13 protein-coding genes, 1 tRNA gene and 1 pseudogene are annotated in these 16644 nt (G+C 64.4%); 12 read left to right on the forward strand and 3 right to left on the reverse strand.

Annotation, left to right across the window (positions count from 1 at the left end; all coding sequences use genetic code 11):
* Positions 1-28: 28 nt before the first annotated feature.
* The 5 genes from rnhA (at position 29) to F4036_06405 (ending at position 5940) form a co-directional block, all read left to right on the forward strand.
* Positions 29-493, forward strand: a complete 465-nt coding sequence (gene rnhA / locus F4036_06385) for a ribonuclease HI (GenBank protein MYK37368.1) — start codon at positions 29-31, stop codon at positions 491-493.
* Positions 411-1199 (forward strand): DNA polymerase III subunit epsilon, encoded by a 789-nt coding sequence (gene dnaQ / locus F4036_06390; protein MYK37369.1) that lies wholly within the window; start codon positions 411-413, stop codon positions 1197-1199. Before rnhA ends, dnaQ begins: the two co-directional genes overlap by 83 nt.
* A gap of 45 nt (positions 1200-1244) precedes the next feature.
* Positions 1245-2786: a sodium/proton antiporter NhaB gene (gene nhaB / locus F4036_06395; GenBank protein MYK37370.1), complete on the forward strand. Its 1542-nt coding sequence runs from the start codon at positions 1245-1247 to the stop codon at positions 2784-2786.
* Between the two features lie 61 nt (positions 2787-2847).
* Positions 2848-4389 (forward strand): sodium/proton antiporter NhaB, encoded by a 1542-nt coding sequence (gene nhaB / locus F4036_06400; protein MYK37371.1) that lies wholly within the window; start codon positions 2848-2850, stop codon positions 4387-4389.
* A gap of 6 nt (positions 4390-4395) precedes the next feature.
* A complete protein-coding gene (locus F4036_06405) occupies positions 4396-5940 on the forward strand; it encodes a glucose-6-phosphate isomerase (GenBank protein MYK37372.1) in 1545 nt (514 codons plus the stop codon).
* A gap of 30 nt (positions 5941-5970) precedes the next feature.
* Here the strand turns inward: F4036_06405 and nhaA are convergent, their stop codons facing one another.
* The gene (nhaA, locus tag F4036_06410) at positions 5971-7143 is read right to left on the reverse strand and encodes a Na+/H+ antiporter NhaA (GenBank protein MYK37373.1); all 1173 of its coding nucleotides are present in this window, start codon (positions 7141-7143) and stop codon (positions 5971-5973) included.
* A gap of 134 nt (positions 7144-7277) precedes the next feature.
* On the opposite strand from nhaA, the pseudogene F4036_06415 reads away from it, so the two are divergent.
* Both F4036_06415 and F4036_06420 read left to right on the forward strand, forming a co-directional pair.
* A pseudogene (locus F4036_06415) lies at positions 7278-8597 on the forward strand (UDP-glucose/GDP-mannose dehydrogenase family protein).
* A gap of 394 nt (positions 8598-8991) precedes the next feature.
* Positions 8992-10341: a phosphomannomutase gene (locus F4036_06420; GenBank protein ID MYK37374.1), complete on the forward strand. Its 1350-nt coding sequence runs from the start codon at positions 8992-8994 to the stop codon at positions 10339-10341.
* On the opposite strand, the gene F4036_06425 is transcribed toward F4036_06420, so the two are convergent.
* Positions 10334-11218: a methylated-DNA--[protein]-cysteine S-methyltransferase gene (locus F4036_06425; GenBank protein ID MYK37375.1), complete on the reverse strand. Its 885-nt coding sequence runs from the start codon at positions 11216-11218 to the stop codon at positions 10334-10336. The two genes, F4036_06420 and F4036_06425, sit on opposite strands and share 8 nt — an antisense overlap.
* A gap of 124 nt (positions 11219-11342) precedes the next feature.
* Between F4036_06425 and F4036_06430 the strand changes: the two genes are divergently transcribed.
* A complete protein-coding gene (locus F4036_06430) occupies positions 11343-11603 on the forward strand; it encodes a hypothetical protein (protein ID MYK37376.1) in 261 nt (86 codons plus the stop codon).
* Between the two features lie 17 nt (positions 11604-11620).
* Here the strand turns inward: F4036_06430 and F4036_06435 are convergent.
* Positions 11621-11695, reverse strand: a tRNA-Val gene (locus tag F4036_06435).
* 68 nt (positions 11696-11763) lie between these two features.
* Between F4036_06435 and F4036_06440 the strand changes: the two genes are divergently transcribed.
* From F4036_06440 to F4036_06455, 4 genes are all read left to right on the forward strand, one after another.
* Entirely contained in the window at positions 11764-13197 is a 1434-nt protein-coding gene (locus F4036_06440; protein MYK37377.1) for a glutamate--tRNA ligase, read from the forward strand.
* A gap of 18 nt (positions 13198-13215) precedes the next feature.
* Complete coding sequence (locus F4036_06445; protein MYK37378.1) at positions 13216-13887, forward strand: alpha/beta fold hydrolase; 672 nt, start codon at positions 13216-13218, stop codon at positions 13885-13887.
* Between the two features lie 113 nt (positions 13888-14000).
* The gene (locus F4036_06450) at positions 14001-14948 is read left to right on the forward strand and encodes a hypothetical protein (GenBank protein MYK37379.1); all 948 of its coding nucleotides are present in this window, start codon (positions 14001-14003) and stop codon (positions 14946-14948) included.
* Between the two features lie 93 nt (positions 14949-15041).
* Entirely contained in the window at positions 15042-16643 is a 1602-nt protein-coding gene (locus F4036_06455; protein ID MYK37380.1) for a sodium/solute symporter, read from the forward strand.
* Position 16644 lies beyond the last annotated feature (1 nt).

Genomic DNA, 16644 nt, shown 5'->3' on the forward strand with positions numbered 1-16644 from the left:
GTACTCCCGAAAGGTAGAATGAAGTTCCGTGCAGCAGGTGGAGATTTATACCGACGGGGCGTGCTCGGGCAACCCGGGACCCGGCGGTTGGGCGGCCCTGTTGCGCGCGGGGAATCATGAGCGCGAGATAAGCGGGGCGGAGCCGGACACCACCAACAACCGCATGGAACTGACCGCCGCCTTGCGCGCACTCGAAGCCCTGAAGCGCCCTTGCCGGGTCGTGCTGCACACCGATTCGACCTATGTGCAGAAGGGCATGAGCGGATGGGTGGCAAAGTGGAAGCGCAACAACTGGAAGCGCTACGACCGGAAGGTGAAGAAACAAGTGCCGGTGCTCAATGAAGATCTCTGGCGCGCCCTGGACGCCGTCTGCGCCAGGCACCAGGTCGAATGGCGCTGGGTGCAGGCGCATGCCGGCATTCCCGATAACGAGCGCGTGGACCAATTGGCGCGTGAGGCGATCGATTCCCTGCGTGCCGGGCGTGGCGGGTAAGCTTGTGCGCCACGTTGCCGTTGACGTCGAAACCACCGGGCTGGACCCCAGTTCCGGCGACCGCGTCATTTCCGTCGGCTGTGTGGAGCTGGTCGAGCGTCAGTTCACCGGGCGCGATTTGCATCGGCTGATCGATCCACAGCGGTCGATCCCGGCGGAGTCCTCCCGAATCCACGGTATAAGCGACGACCAGGTGGCGGGTCAGCCGAAATTTGCGGACCTTGCCGAAGAGTTTCTTGCATTCGTGCGCGGCGCCCACCTGCTCGGACACAACATCGAGTTCGACCTGGGGTTTCTCGATGCGGAACTTCAGAAGGCCCAAAGAAAGGAGCGGCTTGGCGAGATCTGCGACTCGACCTGCACGCTGAAGATGGCGCGGGCGCGCTATCCGTCGCAGCGCAACAACCTCGACGCGCTGAGCCTTCGCCTGGGTGTCGCGTCCAGCGAGCGGGGCTACCACGATGCCCTCGAGGACGCCCGCCTGACGGCCTCGGTATGGCTTCGCATGACGATGGGGCAGGGCGAACTCAGCATGAGCGAGGAGGCGGGCGGGGGCGCGAAGCGGACCATCGATCGGGAGGGCCTTGAGTTTGTCCGCTTTGAGCCCGGCGCCGAGGACCTTGAAGCACACGAGAAAATGCTGCGCAATATCGACGCCAAATCCGAACGCGGCGCCGCCTGGCTGAAGGAACTCAAGGAAGCCTGATTCTCGTGAAATAGAATCCGGCTCTTTTGCGAGCTGGGAAAAATCGTGGCGCAGTCATTTCGGTCCGCATTTGCGCAAAACTTTCTGGGCGACTCGCCCCGCTGGTACAAGCGGACAATCGTTGCGTTTCTGATCGTCAACCCGATCCTGTGGTTCCTGCTGCCGGGCGGCAAGTTCATTGCGGGCTGGGTGCTCGTTCTGCAATTCATCTTCACGCTGGCGATGGCGTTGCGCTGCTATCCGCTGCAGCCCGGCGGGCTGCTGGCTATACAGGCGGTTCTGATGGGCATGACGTCGCCGGAGACGCTGTACACGAAAACGCTGGACAATTTCCCGGTCATCCTGCTGATGATCTTCATGGTGGCGGGCATCTTCTTCCTGAAGGACATGCTGCTTTACGTTTTCACCCGCATTCTGCTCGGGGTGCGCTCCCGGCTGCTGCTCTCGCTGCTCTTCAGCGCAACCGCCGCGGTGCTGTCCGCCTATGTGGACGCACTGACCGTTACGGCAGTGATCATCTCGATTGCGATCGGTTTTTACCGCATCTACCACTCCGTATCTTCCGGGCTCAGGGCGGGCGAAGTTTCCGCAAGTCTGACCGATGACTCCAAAGTGCCGGAGGAAAGGATGGCGGAACTGCGCCGGTTCCGGGCCTTCCTTCGCGGCCTGATGATGCACGCCGCCGTAGGCACAGCGCTGGGCGGCGTCACGACACTGGTCGGCGAGCCGCAAAATCTGCTCCTGGCCAAGGAGGCGGGCCGCGCTTTCGGCGAGGCGGGATGGAGTTTCGGCCAGTTCTTCCTGAACATGGCGCCGGTGACCCTGCCCGTGCTGGCGGCGGGTCTGCTCACCTGCGCGGCGCTGGAACTGTTCGGCAGGTTCGGCTACGGCGTCAAGCTCAGTCCCGCCGTGCGCGAGGTCCTCGAGCGCTACGACCGCGAGGCGTCCGAGCGCCGCACGCCGAGGCAGAACGTCGCGCTGGTGGCCCAGGGCGGCGCGGCGGTCGTGCTGATCGTCGCGCTGAGTCTGCATCAGTTTCACCATACCGAGGTGGGCCTGATCGGCCTGATGATCATCGTGCTCGCCACCGCTTTTTCCGGAGTCACGGAAGAGCACCGTCTCGGCAAGGCTTTTCAGGAAGCGCTGCCGTTTACCGCGCTGCTTGTGGTGTTCTTCGGCATCGTCGCGGTCATTTACGACCAGAAACTCTTCAAGCCGGTCACCGACCTGATCTTCACGCGCGACGGGACCGAGCAGCTTGCGATCATGTACCTGGCCAACGGGGCCCTGTCGCTGATCAGCGACAACGTGTTCGTGGCCACGGTGTATATCGCCGAGGTCAGGCAGGCGCTGTTCGACGGGCTGATCGACCGCGCCCAGTTCGAATTGCTGGTGGTGGCCATCAACACCGGCACCAATATTTCCAGCGTGGGCACGCCCAACGGACAGGCGGCCTTCCTGTTCCTGCTGACCACCACGCTGGCGCCGGCCATCCGCCTGAGTTATCTGCGCATGGTGCTGATGGCGCTGCCGTATACGATCGTGATGACGATCACCGGCCTGCTCGCGATCGTCTACGTGTTGTAAGCGGGAAGGTATCCTGACCGCCTTCAATTAGAATCCGGCTTTTGCCGAACTGGAGTAAATCGTGGCGCAGTCAATTCGGTCCGCTTTCGCACAAAATTTTCTGGGCGACTCGCCCCGCTGGTACAAGCAGACGATCATCGCGTTTCTGATCGTCAACCCGATCCTGTGGTTCCTGCTCCCGGGCGGCGAATTCATTGCGGGCTGGGTGCTGGTTCTGCAATTCATCTTCACGCTGGCGATGGCGCTGCGCTGCTATCCGCTGCAGCCCGGCGGGCTGCTGGCGATACAGGCGGTCCTGATGGGCATGACGTCGCCGGAGACGCTGTACACCAAGACTCTTGAGAACTTCCCCGTCATCCTGCTGATGATCTTCATGGTGGCGGGCATCTTCTTTTTGAAGGAGATGCTGCTCTACGTTTTCACCCGCATTCTGCTCGGGGTGCGCTCCCGGCTGCTGCTCTCGCTGCTCTTCAGCGCAACGGCCGCGGTGCTGTCCGCGTATCTTGATGCGCTGACCGTTACGGCGGTCATCATCTCGGTGGCGATCGGTTTTTACCGCATCTACCATTCGGTTGCGTCGGGCCTGTCGGGGGGCGAAGCCTCGAAGGTGCTGACCGACGACTCGCGGGTTGAAGCGGACAAGATGGCGGAACTGCGTCAGTTCCGGGCCTTCCTTCGCGGCCTGATGATGCACGCTGCCGTAGGCACCGCGCTGGGCGGCGTCACGACGCTGGTCGGCGAGCCGCAGAACCTTCTGCTGGCCAAGGAGGCCGGCCGTGCTTTCGGCGAGGCGGGATGGAATTTCGGGCAGTTCTTCCTGAACATGGCGCCGGTGACCCTGCCCGTGCTGGTGGTGGGCCTGCTCACCTGCGCGGCGCTGGAACTGTTCGGCAAGTTCGGCTACGGCGTCAAGCTAAGCCCTGCCGTGCGCGAGGTCCTCGAACGCTACGACCGCGAGGCCTCCGAGCGCCGCACGCCGAAGCAGAACGCCGCGCTGGTGGCCCAGGGCGGCGCGGCCGTAATTCTGATCATCGCACTGAGCCTTCATCAGCTTCACCATACCGAGGTGGGCCTGATCGGTCTGATGATCATCGTGCTCGCCACCGCTTTTTCCGGAGTCACGGAAGAGCACCGTCTCGGCAAGGCTTTTCAGGAAGCGCTGCCGTTTACCGCGCTGCTTGTGGTGTTCTTCGGCATCGTCGCGGTCATTTACGACCAGAAACTCTTCAAGCCGGTCACCGACCTGATCTTCACGCGCGACGGGACCGAGCAGCTTGCGATCATGTACCTGGCCAACGGGGCCCTGTCGCTGATCAGCGACAACGTGTTCGTGGCCACGGTGTATATCGCCGAGGTCAAGCAGGCGCTGTTTGATGGGCTGATCGACCGACCGCAGTTCGAATTGCTGGTCGTGGCCATCAATACCGGCACCAATATTCCGAGCGTGGGCACGCCGAACGGCCAGGCGGCGTTCCTGTTCCTGCTGACCACGGCGCTGGCGCCGGCCATTCGCCTGAGTTATCTGCGCATGGTGCTGATGGCCCTGCCGTACACGATCACGATGACCGCGACCGGCCTGCTCGCCATCATCTACGTCCTGTAAGCGGGGTTGCCGCCCATCCCTGGGGACATCGCTTCCTTGCCGGAATGGGACGTGCTCCTGCGGCACGCGGGGCAGGCGCGCGAGTGGCGGCTGGGTGACCTGCTGGATGCGCCGGGGCGGTTTGAGGACTTTTTCCTGCGCAGCGACGGCCCGGCGGGGGCCGGAATGCTGCTCGATTACAGCCGGCAAAGGCTGAACGGCGAGACGCCCGGACTTCTCAAGGCACTGGCTGAGGCGCGAGGGCTTGAGGCCGCCCGGGCCGCTCTGTTCGCCGGTGAGGTCGTAAACCCAAGCGAGAATCGCGCCGCGCTGCATCCGGATGCCCGTTCCGCGAACCCGGCAAATGCGGTGCTGGCCGAGCAGCGGGAGCGAACGGGCGCGTTCGCCCGGCGGTTCCGGGCCGGCGAGGTGCTGGGGGCGAAGGGCGCGCCGCTGAAGCGCATCGTCAATATCGGCATCGGGGGTTCGGACCTCGGCGTGCGGCTCCTGTGTTCGGCGCTGGGGGACGAAAACTCCCGTCCGGTGGATTTCGTGACGGAAATGGACGGCGTCGAGCTCGAGCGGGCGCTGTCGCGGAACGACCCCGCGGAAACGCTGTTCGTGGTGTGCTCGAAGAGCTTCTCCACCGCGGAAACACTCGCCAATGCGTACTCGGCGCGCCACTGGCTTACGGCGGCGCTCGGCGAAGACGCCCCGGCGCGTCATTTCGCCGCCGTTTCCGCCAACGCCGGAGCCATGACCGCCTGGGGAATCGCGCGCGAAATGGCGTTTCTGATGCCGGATGCGGTAGGCGGGCGCTATTCGGTCTGGTCGGCCGCCGGCTTGAGCGCCTGGCTGGCGCTCGGTTCAGCCTGCATGAACAAGTTTCTTGAAGGCGGGCGCTGGATGGACCGGCACTTTAACGAGGTGCCTTTGGAAGCCGGCATGCCGGTGCTGATGGGCCTTCTCGCGTTCTGGAACCAGTCCATGCTGGGTTGCTCGACCCAACTCCTGCTCACGTACGACACGCGCCTGAAAGGGCTGCCGGCGTATCTGCGGCAACTGGAAATGGAGAGCCTCGGCAAGAGCGTCGACGCGCAGGGCCGTCCGCTCGAAGGCAGGGGTGTGGCGGCCCTGCTGGGGGTTACCGGTTCGAGCGCGCAACACTCGATCATGCAATGGGCGCAGCAGGGCGCGCGCGCGCCCTGCGCCGAATTTATCGCGGTGCGGGACGGCGACGGGGCCTATCCGCGGATGCACGCGGAAGCGCTGCGCCAGATGCTGGCGCAAGCCGATGCCCTGGCGCGCGGCCTGCCGCAGAGCGCGATCGCCTCCGATCCCCTGGCGGCGCAAAAGGCCCTGCCCGGCGGCCGTCCCTCGAACATATTGCTGCTCGAAAGGCTCGATCCCCGGCACCTGGGCGCCTTGATCGCGCTGTACGAACACAAGGTCTTCGTTCAGGCAACGCTGCTGGGCGTAAACCCGTTCGACCAGTGGGGCGTGGAACACGCCAAGCGCCTGGCCGCCGATCCACGCTCGCGGCCGCCGTTGGCGAAACTCCTCGACGACTGACGCCACACCACGGAGCAAGGGTGGCTCGCCCTAACTGTCCCTTCTTCGTCGGAGACTGAAATGGAGGACAAGCCAGCCCAGCAACGCTGCCAGCGCCGAGCCCAGGAGAACGCCCAGGCGCGCCTTGTTGAAGTACGCGCCGCTGCCGTGTTCGAGTGCCAGGCCGGCGATGAACAGGCTCATGGTAAAACCGATGCCGCATGCGAATGCAACGCCCAGCAACTGCATCCATGTGATCTCTCGCGGCAATCGCGCAAGCCCCGCGAGAGAGGCAATCCCCACAAAGGACACAATGCCGATCGATTTGCCGAGAACCAGCCCGGCGGCAACCCCTATCGCCACCGGATGCAAGATGGCGTCAAGCGCCATTTCGCGGATTGGCAGCCCCGCGTTGGCGAAAGCAAATACCGGAAGAACAATGAAGGCGACGGGCACATGGAGTTCGTGCTCAAGTTCCCGCAAGGGCGAGCCGCCATTTCTGCCCTTGAGGGGAATGCACAAGGCGATAAGGATTCCCGCCAATGTGGCATGCACGCCGGACTTCAGGACAGCCACCCACATCAACAGACCGATAAGCGCGTAGATCGAGATTCGTTTTACGCCCATGCGATTCGCAAACACGGCGGCAACGAACATTGCGGAGCCCCAAAGCAAGGCCGTCACGGAGAGGTCCGCCACATAGAACATGGCAATAATCGCTATGGCCGCCAGGTCATCGATAATGGCCAGCGTGAGTACGAAGACCTTGAGCGCCAGTGGTACTCGAGCGCCGAACGCTCCAAGGAGTGCCAGCACGAAAGCGATGTCCGTCGCTACCGGGATCGCCCACGCGTCCAGGGCGATTGCGTCCGACCGGTTCAGGAAAACATAGATCAGCGCCGGCGCTGCGATTCCGCCGGCAGCACCGACAAGCGGCAGCGTGAGCTTTTCGGGCGAGGAGAGCTCACCTTCAAGAAACTCACGTTTAAGCTCCAGGCCGATCAGGAAGAAGAACACGGCCATCAGGCCGTCATTGATCCAGAGCAAAAGGGGCTTCTCGATGAAGAAGTTGCCGATGCGGACGGAAGCTACGGTTTCGAGCAGTGCCTCGTAAACGTGGGCCCAGGGCGAATTTGCAGCCAGCAGGGCAAGGATTGCCGCTCCAAGGACCATCGCACCGCCGGCGGACTCAAGCCGCAGGAACTCCCGAAGGGCAGCGGTTATCTGATTGGGTTGTTCGTTGCGTGAGTTCACGGCAGCGCAGGGCAGATGCAGCGGCGGCAATATTGCAGCACCTCGGATCGGAACGGCAAGCTTGCAACGTAGGCGTACCGCGTCCTGCCTAAAATAGCAGGGTTATGAAGATTACAGTTCACGGCTGCGGATACGTGGGACTGGTGACCGGGGCCTGTTTCGCGGAAACCGGGGTAAGTGTGGTCTGCCTCGACATCGACAGCGATACCGTCGATCGTCTGCAAACGGGCGATCTGCACATCTACGAGCCGGGCCTGGAGGACCTTGTCCAAAGGAACCTGGAAGCCGGACGCCTGCGGTTCAGCACGGACATTCAGGCGGGCGTGGCGCATGGCGATGCGCAGTTCATTGCGGTGAGCACACCATCCGGCGGCAACGGAGAGGCCGACTTGCGCCAGGTGTTCGCGGTGGCCGACTCGATAGCCGGGCATATGACCGGTTACCGCACGGTGGTCTGCAAGTCCACCGTTCCGGTGGGGACCTGCGCGAAGGTTCAGGCGCGCATCGCGGAAAAACTCAAGGAGAGGCGCGCCGGTTTCGCCTGTGACGTGGTTTCCAATCCGGAATTCCTCAAGGCCGGCGGGGCAGTATCGGATTTCATGCACCCCGAACGGATCATCCTGGGCACCCGCAGCGAGCGGGCGATCAAGTATCTGAGCAGGCTATACGCGCCGTTTCAACGCAAGCGCGACCGCCTGATGGTCATGGGGCCGGCGTCGGCCGAACTGACCAAGTACGCCGCCAACGCGATGCTGGCGACGCGGATCAGCTTCATGAACGAGCTGTCCGGCGTGGCCGAGCGGGTGGGCGCCGACATCGAGCAGGTACGCGCCGGCATCGGCGCCGACAAGCGGATCGGCTACAACTACCTGTACGCAGGCTGCGGGTACGGAGGGTCCTGCCTGCCCAAGGACACCGATGCACTTGCGCAGACGGCGCGGGAGCATGGCTATCGGGCGCAGATCGTGGAGGCCGTATCCGGGGTCAACGAATCGCAGAAGGCGCTGCTGGGGCGGAAGATCCAGGCTTGGTTCGCAGAAAAACTGCCCGGCCGGCTGATCGCGCTTTGGGGCTTGTCGTTCAAACCCGGGACTGACGATATGCGCGGGGCGCCCAGCCTGGCGCTGATTGAGTTCCTGCTCTCGCAGGGTGCGCGCGTTCGTGCCTATGACCCGGTGGCCATCGAACGGTGCCGCGCACTGTTGGGTGATCGGCACGGTCTGGAGTACGCCCAGTCCGCCGGGGAGGCTGTGGACGGCGCCGACGCCCTGGCCATCGTGACCGAATGGCCGCAGTTCCGATCGCCGGACTTCGGCCTGCTCATGGACAGGCTAAGGGAACCCGTGATCTTTGATGGCCGCAACCTGTATTCACCCGACGTCATGCGGGACAAGGGCTTTCGTTATTTCGGAATTGGCCGCGGCGAACGGATCGCCCGGGACAACGGCTCCGGCGTGCATCCGGTGGGCGAAGAAGTGTTTCGCCCCTGGGGCAGCTTCGAAGGGCTTGGGCAGGGCGAGGGCTACCAGGTCAAACGGCTGCGGGTCCTGCCCGGCGAGACGCTGTCGCTGCAGCGCCATCGCCGCCGGGAAGAGCACTGGGTGGTCGTCAGCGGCACGCCCGTGGCCGAACGGGACGGCGAGAGCCATTCCCTCAATGTCGGCGACCATATTCTGATCCCGCTGGGCGCCGTACACCGGATCCACAATCCGGGTGACGAGCCTGCGGAGCTCGTTGAGGTGCAGTTGGGCGACTACCTGGGCGAAGACGACATCGAGCGCTTCGAAGACGTCTACGGCCGCGCCTGAAACACGCCGGATGAGACTTAAGCCTCCCTTCAAGGCGTACGACGTGCGCGGACGGGTGCCGGGCGAATTCAACGCCGACCTCGCCTGCCGCATCGGCGCCGCGCTGGTGCGTTTCACCGGCGCGAGGGAGGTAGTGCTGGGGTGCGATGCCCGCCTGTCCAGCCCCGAAATCGCCGACGCCGTGGCCGAAGGCGCGACCCGCGCGGGCGCCGACATCGCCGACCTGGGCCTGTGCGGCACCGAACAGGTTTATTTCGCGACCGGACGGTTCGGATGCGGCGCAGGCGTCATGGTGACCGCCAGTCACAACCCAGCCGACTACAACGGGCTGAAGCTCGTTCGCGAAGATGCGCGTCCCATCAGCGCCGACACCGGGCTGGCCGAGATTGCCCGTCTTGCGGAGTCGCCGCCGCCGCGCGGCGCCCGAGGCCGAAGGCGCCGCGCGAAGGTGCTTGGCGCCTGGCGTCGCCGCGTCCTTGGGTTCGTGGAAGACCTGCCGATGAACCCGCTGAAGGTCGTGGTCAACTCCGGGAACGGCGCTGCCGGACCCAGCGTAGACAAGCTCTCGAAGCACCTGCCGCTGGAGATCGTTCATCTGCTGGCCGAACCGGACGGCAACTTCCCGAACGGCGTGCCCAATCCCCTGCTCGAGAGCACCCGCAATACCACGTCTGAAGCGGTGCTCGCGCATAACGCCGGGTTCGGGGTGGCGTTCGACGGCGATTTCGACCGCTGCGCCTTCTTCGACGAGCGCGGCGAATTCGTCGATCCCTATTACACGGTCGGCATGTTTGCGTCCGCCCTCTTGCCCGCGCAGCCGGGCGCCGATCGGCGGGTGGTCCACGATCCCACGCTGGTCTGGGACACCGAAGAACAGGTGCGCTCCGCCGGAGGCCGGCCGATCCGAAACCGCGCGGGGCACTCCTACATCAAGCAGCGGATGCGCGAAGAGGACGCCGTCTATGGGGGCGAGAGCAGTGCGCACCATTATTTCCGCGAGTTCCTCTATTGCGATTCGGGCATGATCCCCTGGGTCCTGATGGCCGCCCTACTTTCCGCGCAGGGCGGAGGCCTGGCCGAACGCACCGCCGAGCGCCGCCGGCGCTATCCGACCAGCGGAGAAATCAACATGCCGGTTGGCGAGGATCCCGCGCCGCTGCTGCAGCGCCTTTCCGATGCTTATTCGGCACAAGGCGCCCTGGTGGACCATATCGACGGCCTCTCCGTCGATTTCCCCGACTGGCGCTTTAACCTGAGGCCCTCGAACACCGAGCCGCTGCTGCGCCTGAACCTCGAAACCCGCGCCGACCCTCAACTCCTGGCCGAAAAGACCGCCGAACTGACGACCAGGGTCAAATGATGTCTGCTGCGCCCCCGGGTTGGCCCATTTCGGTGCCGCCGGACAGTTGGCGACTCGCCTCCCACGCCAGCATGCAGCGTTTCCGCGTGACGCCCCCCGCGTAGTTCCCCGTAATCCCTCCCGCGCGAATCACGCGGTGGCACGGGATGAGGAAGGCGATCGGGTTTTTGCCCACCGCGCTCCCCGTCGCCCGAGCCGCCCGCGCGCTGCCGACCTCTGCGGCCAGATGGCCGTAAGTGACGACCTGTCCGGGGGGTACGCGCAGCAGGGCGCGCCAGACGGCCAGTTGGAAGTTGGTCCCGCGCACATGTATGGTCAGCGGGCGGCTCTCGGCTTCGAAGGGCGCCGCGAAGATGGACCGCGCCAGCGCCGTTGCCGTCAATTCGTCGCCTTCGAACGACGCCCGCCCCCAGGTGCGGCGGAGAGTTTCTTTCTCGGCGGAAACATCCCCGTCGGCCACAAACCCAACCCGGCAGACGCCGCGCCCGGTCCAGGCGACGAACACAGGCCCGAAAGGTGATTCTCCAGTGCCGAAGCGAATCGTCAGCCCCGCACCCCTGCTCCGGTACTCTCCCGGCGTAACGGCTTCCACGGTTACGAAGTGATCGTGGAGTCTGCCCGGGCCGGTGAGCCCGCTCCCATGGGCTGCCGCGAGCACTGACTCGGAGTTGTCGAGCAGCTTCTTCGCGTGCTGAACGGTAAGAAACTCAAGAAAGCGCTTTGGCGTGACGCCGGCCCAGCGCGAGAACAGCCGATGCAGATGGCTTTGGCTCAGACCGATATGCGCCGCCAGGTCCGCGAGTTCCGGCTGGCGCCCGCGATGCCTGGCCAGATAGCGAATGGCGGCCTCGATTCGGTCGTAGTCGGTCGTGTTCATGCGGAACTCCAGGAAACGGTCATCGATGCGGAACCATCTGCAACTTAATTTCTCCTGATCCCGAAATCGACCCGATCCTTGCTAAAGAAGGCTCAATACCCGTATTTTTGCTCGGATTTGTCCGGTGATCGCGGTCTATACTTCGCCCGTGGCCAATCCGGCGTTCGACACCCTGCAAGCTGCGGAATCCTTTCAGCAGGCTGGCATGCCTGCCGATCAAGCCAAGGCGGTAGCGCGCGCGATCCGGCAGCGCGGTGAAGAGCAGGTAACCAACTCAGGCCTGGCGGTTGCCTTGGCGCAACTTGAAACCCGCCTGACCAACCGCCTCTACATTTCCCTCGGTGTCCTCTTCGCTGCGCTCGTCGCCGTGGGCTTCTTCACCTGATATCGAGATACGTTTACTGGTGGGCGATGCTGGGATTGAACCAGCGACCTCTGCCGTGTGAAGGCAGCGCTCTCCCGCTGAGCTAATCGCCCGTGGCCGGGTATTATTGACCGCCGCCTGCGCGGCCCGCAAGTAGCGCCGAAATTCTGATCTTACGCCGATGTCCGTTCGTACCCGTTTTGCCCCCAGCCCCACCGGGGTGCTGCACCTGGGCGGTCTTCGTACGGCGCTCTATAACTGGCTCTACGCCAGGCGCCATGGAGGCGAGTTTCTGCTCAGGATCGAGGATACGGACCGCCAGCGCTCATTGCCGGAGCACATCCGGGCGCTGGTAGAGGCGCTGCAGCGCTTCGGGCTGAATCCGGACGAAGAACCGCTGCTGCAGTCTTCCCGCGTCGAGCGGCATCGGGAAGTGGCGTATCAGTTGCTTGAGTCGGGTTCCGCCTACCACTGCTACTGCACGCCGGACGAGCTGGCCGCCATGCGCGAGGAGCAGCGTGCGCGGGGCGAGGTTCCTCGCTACGATGGGAGGTGGCGCGACAACACGGGGCCGCCTCCTGCCGGGGTCAAGCCGGTCATTCGCTTTCGCCGCCCGGACAGCGAAGAGGTCGTGGTCAGGGATTGGCTGCATGGCGACGTACGCTATCTCAATTCGCAGCTCGACGACCTGGTGCTGTTGCGGGCCGATGGATCGCCCACCTACCACCTGAGTTGCGTGGTCGATGACGAAGACATGGGCGTGCGGCAGGTCATTCGCGGCGATGACCATCTGAATAACACCCCCCGGCAGCTACAACTGATTCAGGCCCTGGGCTGGACACCGCCGGAGTATTGCCATCTGCCGCTATTGCTGGCGCCGGACGGCAAAAAGCTCTCCAAGCGCGACGAAGCCACCGACGCGCTGCACTATCTGCGCGCCGGCTACCTGCCGGATGCGGTGCTCAACTACCTGGCCCGGCTCGGCTGGTCGCACGGCGACCAGGAAGTCTTCACGATCAAGGAATTGATTTCCTGTTTCGGAAGGGAAGGGCTGGGCGCATCCGCCTCACGACTGGACCCGGATAAGCTGAACTGGATCAACCAGCAGCACATGAAGACGGCGCCAGTGGATGTCCTGTGCGAAGGTCTTGAGGCGCAGCTCGAAAAAATCGGCCTGAATCCCGCGGACGGTCCGCCATTGGAGAAAGTGGCGGAAGCATGGCGCGAGCGCGCCGAAACGCTGGCCGGGGTGGCCGAAGCGGCCCGATGGGCGTTCAGCGATGAGATCGAATTGAGCGAAAAGGCGGCCAGGAAGGTCCTGCGCCCGGTGGTGCGCGAGCCGCTGGCGGCGGTGCGCGCGGCGCTGGCCGGACTGGCGGAATGGACCGCCGCGGACATCCATGCCTGCATTGCCGAAACGGCCGAATCGCTGGGCATCGGCTTCGGGAAACTGGGCCAGCCCTTGCGGGTGGCGGTTACCGGTGGTGGGGTTTCGCCGCCGATCGATACCACGCTCTATCTCGCCGGGCGTGCCAGGACGCTGGAGAGGCTCGACGTGGCGCTGGGCTATATCGATGCCCGGATCGCCGCTGCCGAGTCGGCCGCGCAGGGCTGAGGGCCCGGCGGACTCATCATGCTCGACTGCCTGGAGCGGGATACGGGCCCGGAACCTGTGTATTCCGTTATCTGGTTGCACGGCCTGGGCGCCGACGCCGGCGATTTCTGGCCGATCGTGCCGGAGCTTGGCCTCCCGGCTTCGCCCGCATGGCGGTTCGTGTTCCCGAATGCGCCGGTTCGGCCCGTCACGATCAATGGCGGCATGCCGATGCGGGCCTGGTTCGACTTCTTTTCGCGCGACAGCATTTCCCCCATGGATACCGACGGCATAGCCGCGAGTTGCCGCGCGCTGGAGGAACTGATCGAGAGGGAGGAGCAGCGCGGTATCGCCCGCAACAGGATCATGCTGGCCGGTTTTTCCCAGGGCGGGGCGATCGCGTTGCGCACCGCCCTGCTGTCGGACAGGCCTGTTGCCGGCATCGTGGCCCTTTCCACGTTCCTGCCGCCCTTGGAACCGCTGGAGCCGAGCGCCTCGGCAAAAGGCCTGCCGTGCCTGGCGGCGCACGGCCGCTACGACGAAGTGCTCCCCTTGCGCCTCGGTCTGGATTCGAGGGCAAGACTGGAAGCCGCGGGTTGCCAAGTGGAGTGGCGCGAGTACGAAATGGGACACCAGGTATGCGGGCCGGAACTCGCCGACATCTCGGTGTTCATGCAGAAAGTGTCCGGCGCCATGACGGGGACCGGCTGAAATAAAACTGACTTATTCGGGCGCGTACGCCCGGTATCATTGACGCCCGCGGGGTCGGCCGGGCCGGCCCGTCGCGGCATCAGCGTTTGGCGTTTTCACTTACCGAAATCTACATGGTGGCCGGCTTCCTGCTGGCGGCCTACGCGGTCGTCGCCAACGACTCCATCCAGACGCTGGGCACTTTCCTGTCGTCGAACTCCCACCGCCCCTGGTGGGCGCTGTGGATATTCGCCTCCGGGATCCTGTGCGCGGTCCTCGCGTATGGCTGGTTCGCGCACGACGGCGACGTGTCCTACGGCCGGCTGACGAACTTCCCGGTACCCGAAGGCGGCATCAGCTGGATCCATGTCATCCCGCCGCTGGCGCTGCTGTTCCTGACGCGCGTGGGCGTGCCGGTGAGCACGACCTTCCTGGTCCTGACCGTGTTCACGATCAGCAACCTGCAGGCCATGCTGACGAAGTCGCTGCTCGGCTACTTGGTGGCCTTCGTCGTCGCGATCGTCGTGTTCCGGCTGGTGTTCAAGCGTGCGACGGAGTATTTCCACCGCACCCGCGGCGAGGCGATTCCGCGCTACTGGGTGGTGCTGCAGTGGTCGTCCACGGCCTTTCTGTGGAGCCAGTGGCTGATCCAGGACCTGGCGAATATCTTCGTCTACCTGCCCCGGCAACTCTCGTTCTCGTGGCTGGCGTTCGGCGTGCTGGTGCTGATCGCGATGCAGGGCTACATCTTCTACACCTTCGGCGGCGTCATTCAGAAGATCGTTCTCTCCAAGACCGACACGACCGACATCCGCGCGGCCACGATCATCGATTTCATCTACGGCCTGGTCCTGCTGGTCTTCAAGGAGGTCAGCAACATACCCATGAGCACGACCTGGGTGTTCCTGGGGCTACTCGCCGGCCGCGAATTCGCGCTTTCCATGTATCTCGCCGACACCGGCTTCAAACGCACGCTGCGGAACGTCTCGATGGATGCGCTGAAGGCGCTGTCCGGCCTGATCGTGAGCGTTATTCTCGCGCTCGGACTGCCGTACCTGAACCGCTTGCTGTTCGGGAGTTGACCGGCCTCCGCGGCCGCGTTCGCGCGAGCCTTGGCGCGGGCCGCATTCTGTTAGAGTGGCGCCCTCCATAAAGGGGAGGACAGTCTCGTTTCCATTCTCGACTGGTCAGTTGTCGGGGCCTACTTCGCTCTGATTCTGTGGGTCGCCTGGACGGTTGGCCGCAAACGTCAGGCCGGTCGGGCGGAGTTCTTCCTTGCCGGACGCAACGTCGGCTGGTTCGTGGTCGGGGCCTCGATCTTCGCTTCCAATATCGGGTCGGAGCACCTCGTGGGACTGGCGGGATCCGCCGCCGTGGAGGGGGTGCCGGTCGCGCAATTCGAAATCCTCGCGGCCTTCGCGTTGCTGTTGCTGGGCTGGTTGTTCGCGCCCTTTTACCTGCGCTCCGGCGTGTTCACGATGCCGGAATTCCTGGAGAAGCGCTACTCGAGGGGACCAAGGACGTACCTGGCTGTCATTTCGGTGGTCGGCTACGTGCTGACCAAGATCGCCGTTACTGTTGCCGCCGGCGGGATTGTGTTCGAAACCCTCATGGGTGTCCCGTTCTGGTGGGGCGCGCTGACCATCGTTGCGCTTACCGGCGTTTATACCGCATGGGGCGGCCTGCGGGCGGTGCTCTACACGGACATGGTGCAGATGTTCGTCCTGCTGGGCGGGGCGATTGCGGTAACGCTCATCGGCCTGAATGCGGTGGGGGGCTGGGACGGCATGCAGGCGGCGCTGCAGCCGCAGGCCTTCAGCCTGTGGCGCAGCGTGAACCATCCCGAGTTCCCGTGGACCGGCATCCTGTTCGGAGCGCCGATCCTGGCGGTCTGGTACTGGTGCACGGACCAGTTCATCGTGCAGCGCGTGCTGGCGGCCAACGGCATCGACAACGCACGCCGGGGCACCATCTTCGCCGCGTGGCTGAAGCAACTGCCGCTGTTCCTTTTCGTATTGCCCGGCGTCCTGGCGCTGGCGCTCAGCAATACCGGCGCGCTGCAACTCGACGACCCCGATCAGGCGCTGCCGGCCATGATCGGCGCCCTGCTTCCGACAGGCCTGAAGGGCCTGGTTGCGGCCGGCCTGCTGGCGGCCCTGATGAGCTCTCTTTCGTCGGTTTTCAATTCGGCCTCGACCATCTTCACGGTGGACCTGTATCGGAGGGTGGTTGCCGATGCGAGCGAGGCGCGCCTGGTGGCGGTGGGGCGCGCGGCAACGGTCGTGATGGTGGCCCTGGCCTTGCTGTGGATTCCGTTCATGGACTTTGTTTCCGGCGGACTGTTCACCTACCTGCAGAGCGTGCAGGCCTATATCGCCCCGCCCATTGCGGCGGTGTTTCTGGTGGGCGTGCTCTGGCCCGGCGCCAATGCTTCCGGCGCGAAGTGGTCGTTGGCCGTGGGCGCTTTGCTGGGCCTGGCCCGGCTGTTCATCGAGGTGATGACCGGAATGAACCCGGAGTCCTTCGAGGGCAGCCTGTGGCTTGCGCTGGCGGAGATCAACTTCCTGCACATCGCCATTGCCCTGTTCGCGATCTCGACCGCGGTGCTGGTCGGCGTAAGCCTCGCAACGGGCGACGGCGCATCCGAACTCACGGTGCGGCGCGAGGACATGCGGGGTCGGCCGGGCTGGCGCAGCGATTTCGCCTTGAGCGCGGGCGTTGTGCTCCTGGTTTTGCTGATCTGGGCCGTTTTTTCACAGTGGGTCCTGGCAGGCTGAT

It is taken from the genome of Gammaproteobacteria bacterium (assembly GCA_009845905.1).
Classification (GTDB): domain Bacteria; phylum Pseudomonadota; class Gammaproteobacteria; order Steroidobacterales; family Foliamicaceae; genus Foliamicus.

Bases quoted from the DNA above. Each gene is read 5' to 3' on its own strand.
- dnaQ (MYK37369.1), top strand. From the start codon at position 411: ATGCCGGCATTCCCGATAACGAGCGCGTGGACCAATTGGCGCGTGAGG.
- F4036_06420 (MYK37374.1), top strand. From the start codon at position 8,992: ATGAGACTTAAGCCTCCCTTCAAGGCGTACGACGTGCGCGGACGGGTG.
- F4036_06425 (MYK37375.1), bottom strand. From the start codon at position 11,218: ATGAACACGACCGACTACGACCGAATCGAGGCCGCCATTCGCTATCTG.
- F4036_06440 (MYK37377.1), top strand. From the start codon at position 11,764: ATGTCCGTTCGTACCCGTTTTGCCCCCAGCCCCACCGGGGTGCTGCAC.
- F4036_06445 (MYK37378.1), top strand. From the start codon at position 13,216: ATGCTCGACTGCCTGGAGCGGGATACGGGCCCGGAACCTGTGTATTCC.
- F4036_06450 (MYK37379.1), top strand. From the start codon at position 14,001: ATGGTGGCCGGCTTCCTGCTGGCGGCCTACGCGGTCGTCGCCAACGAC.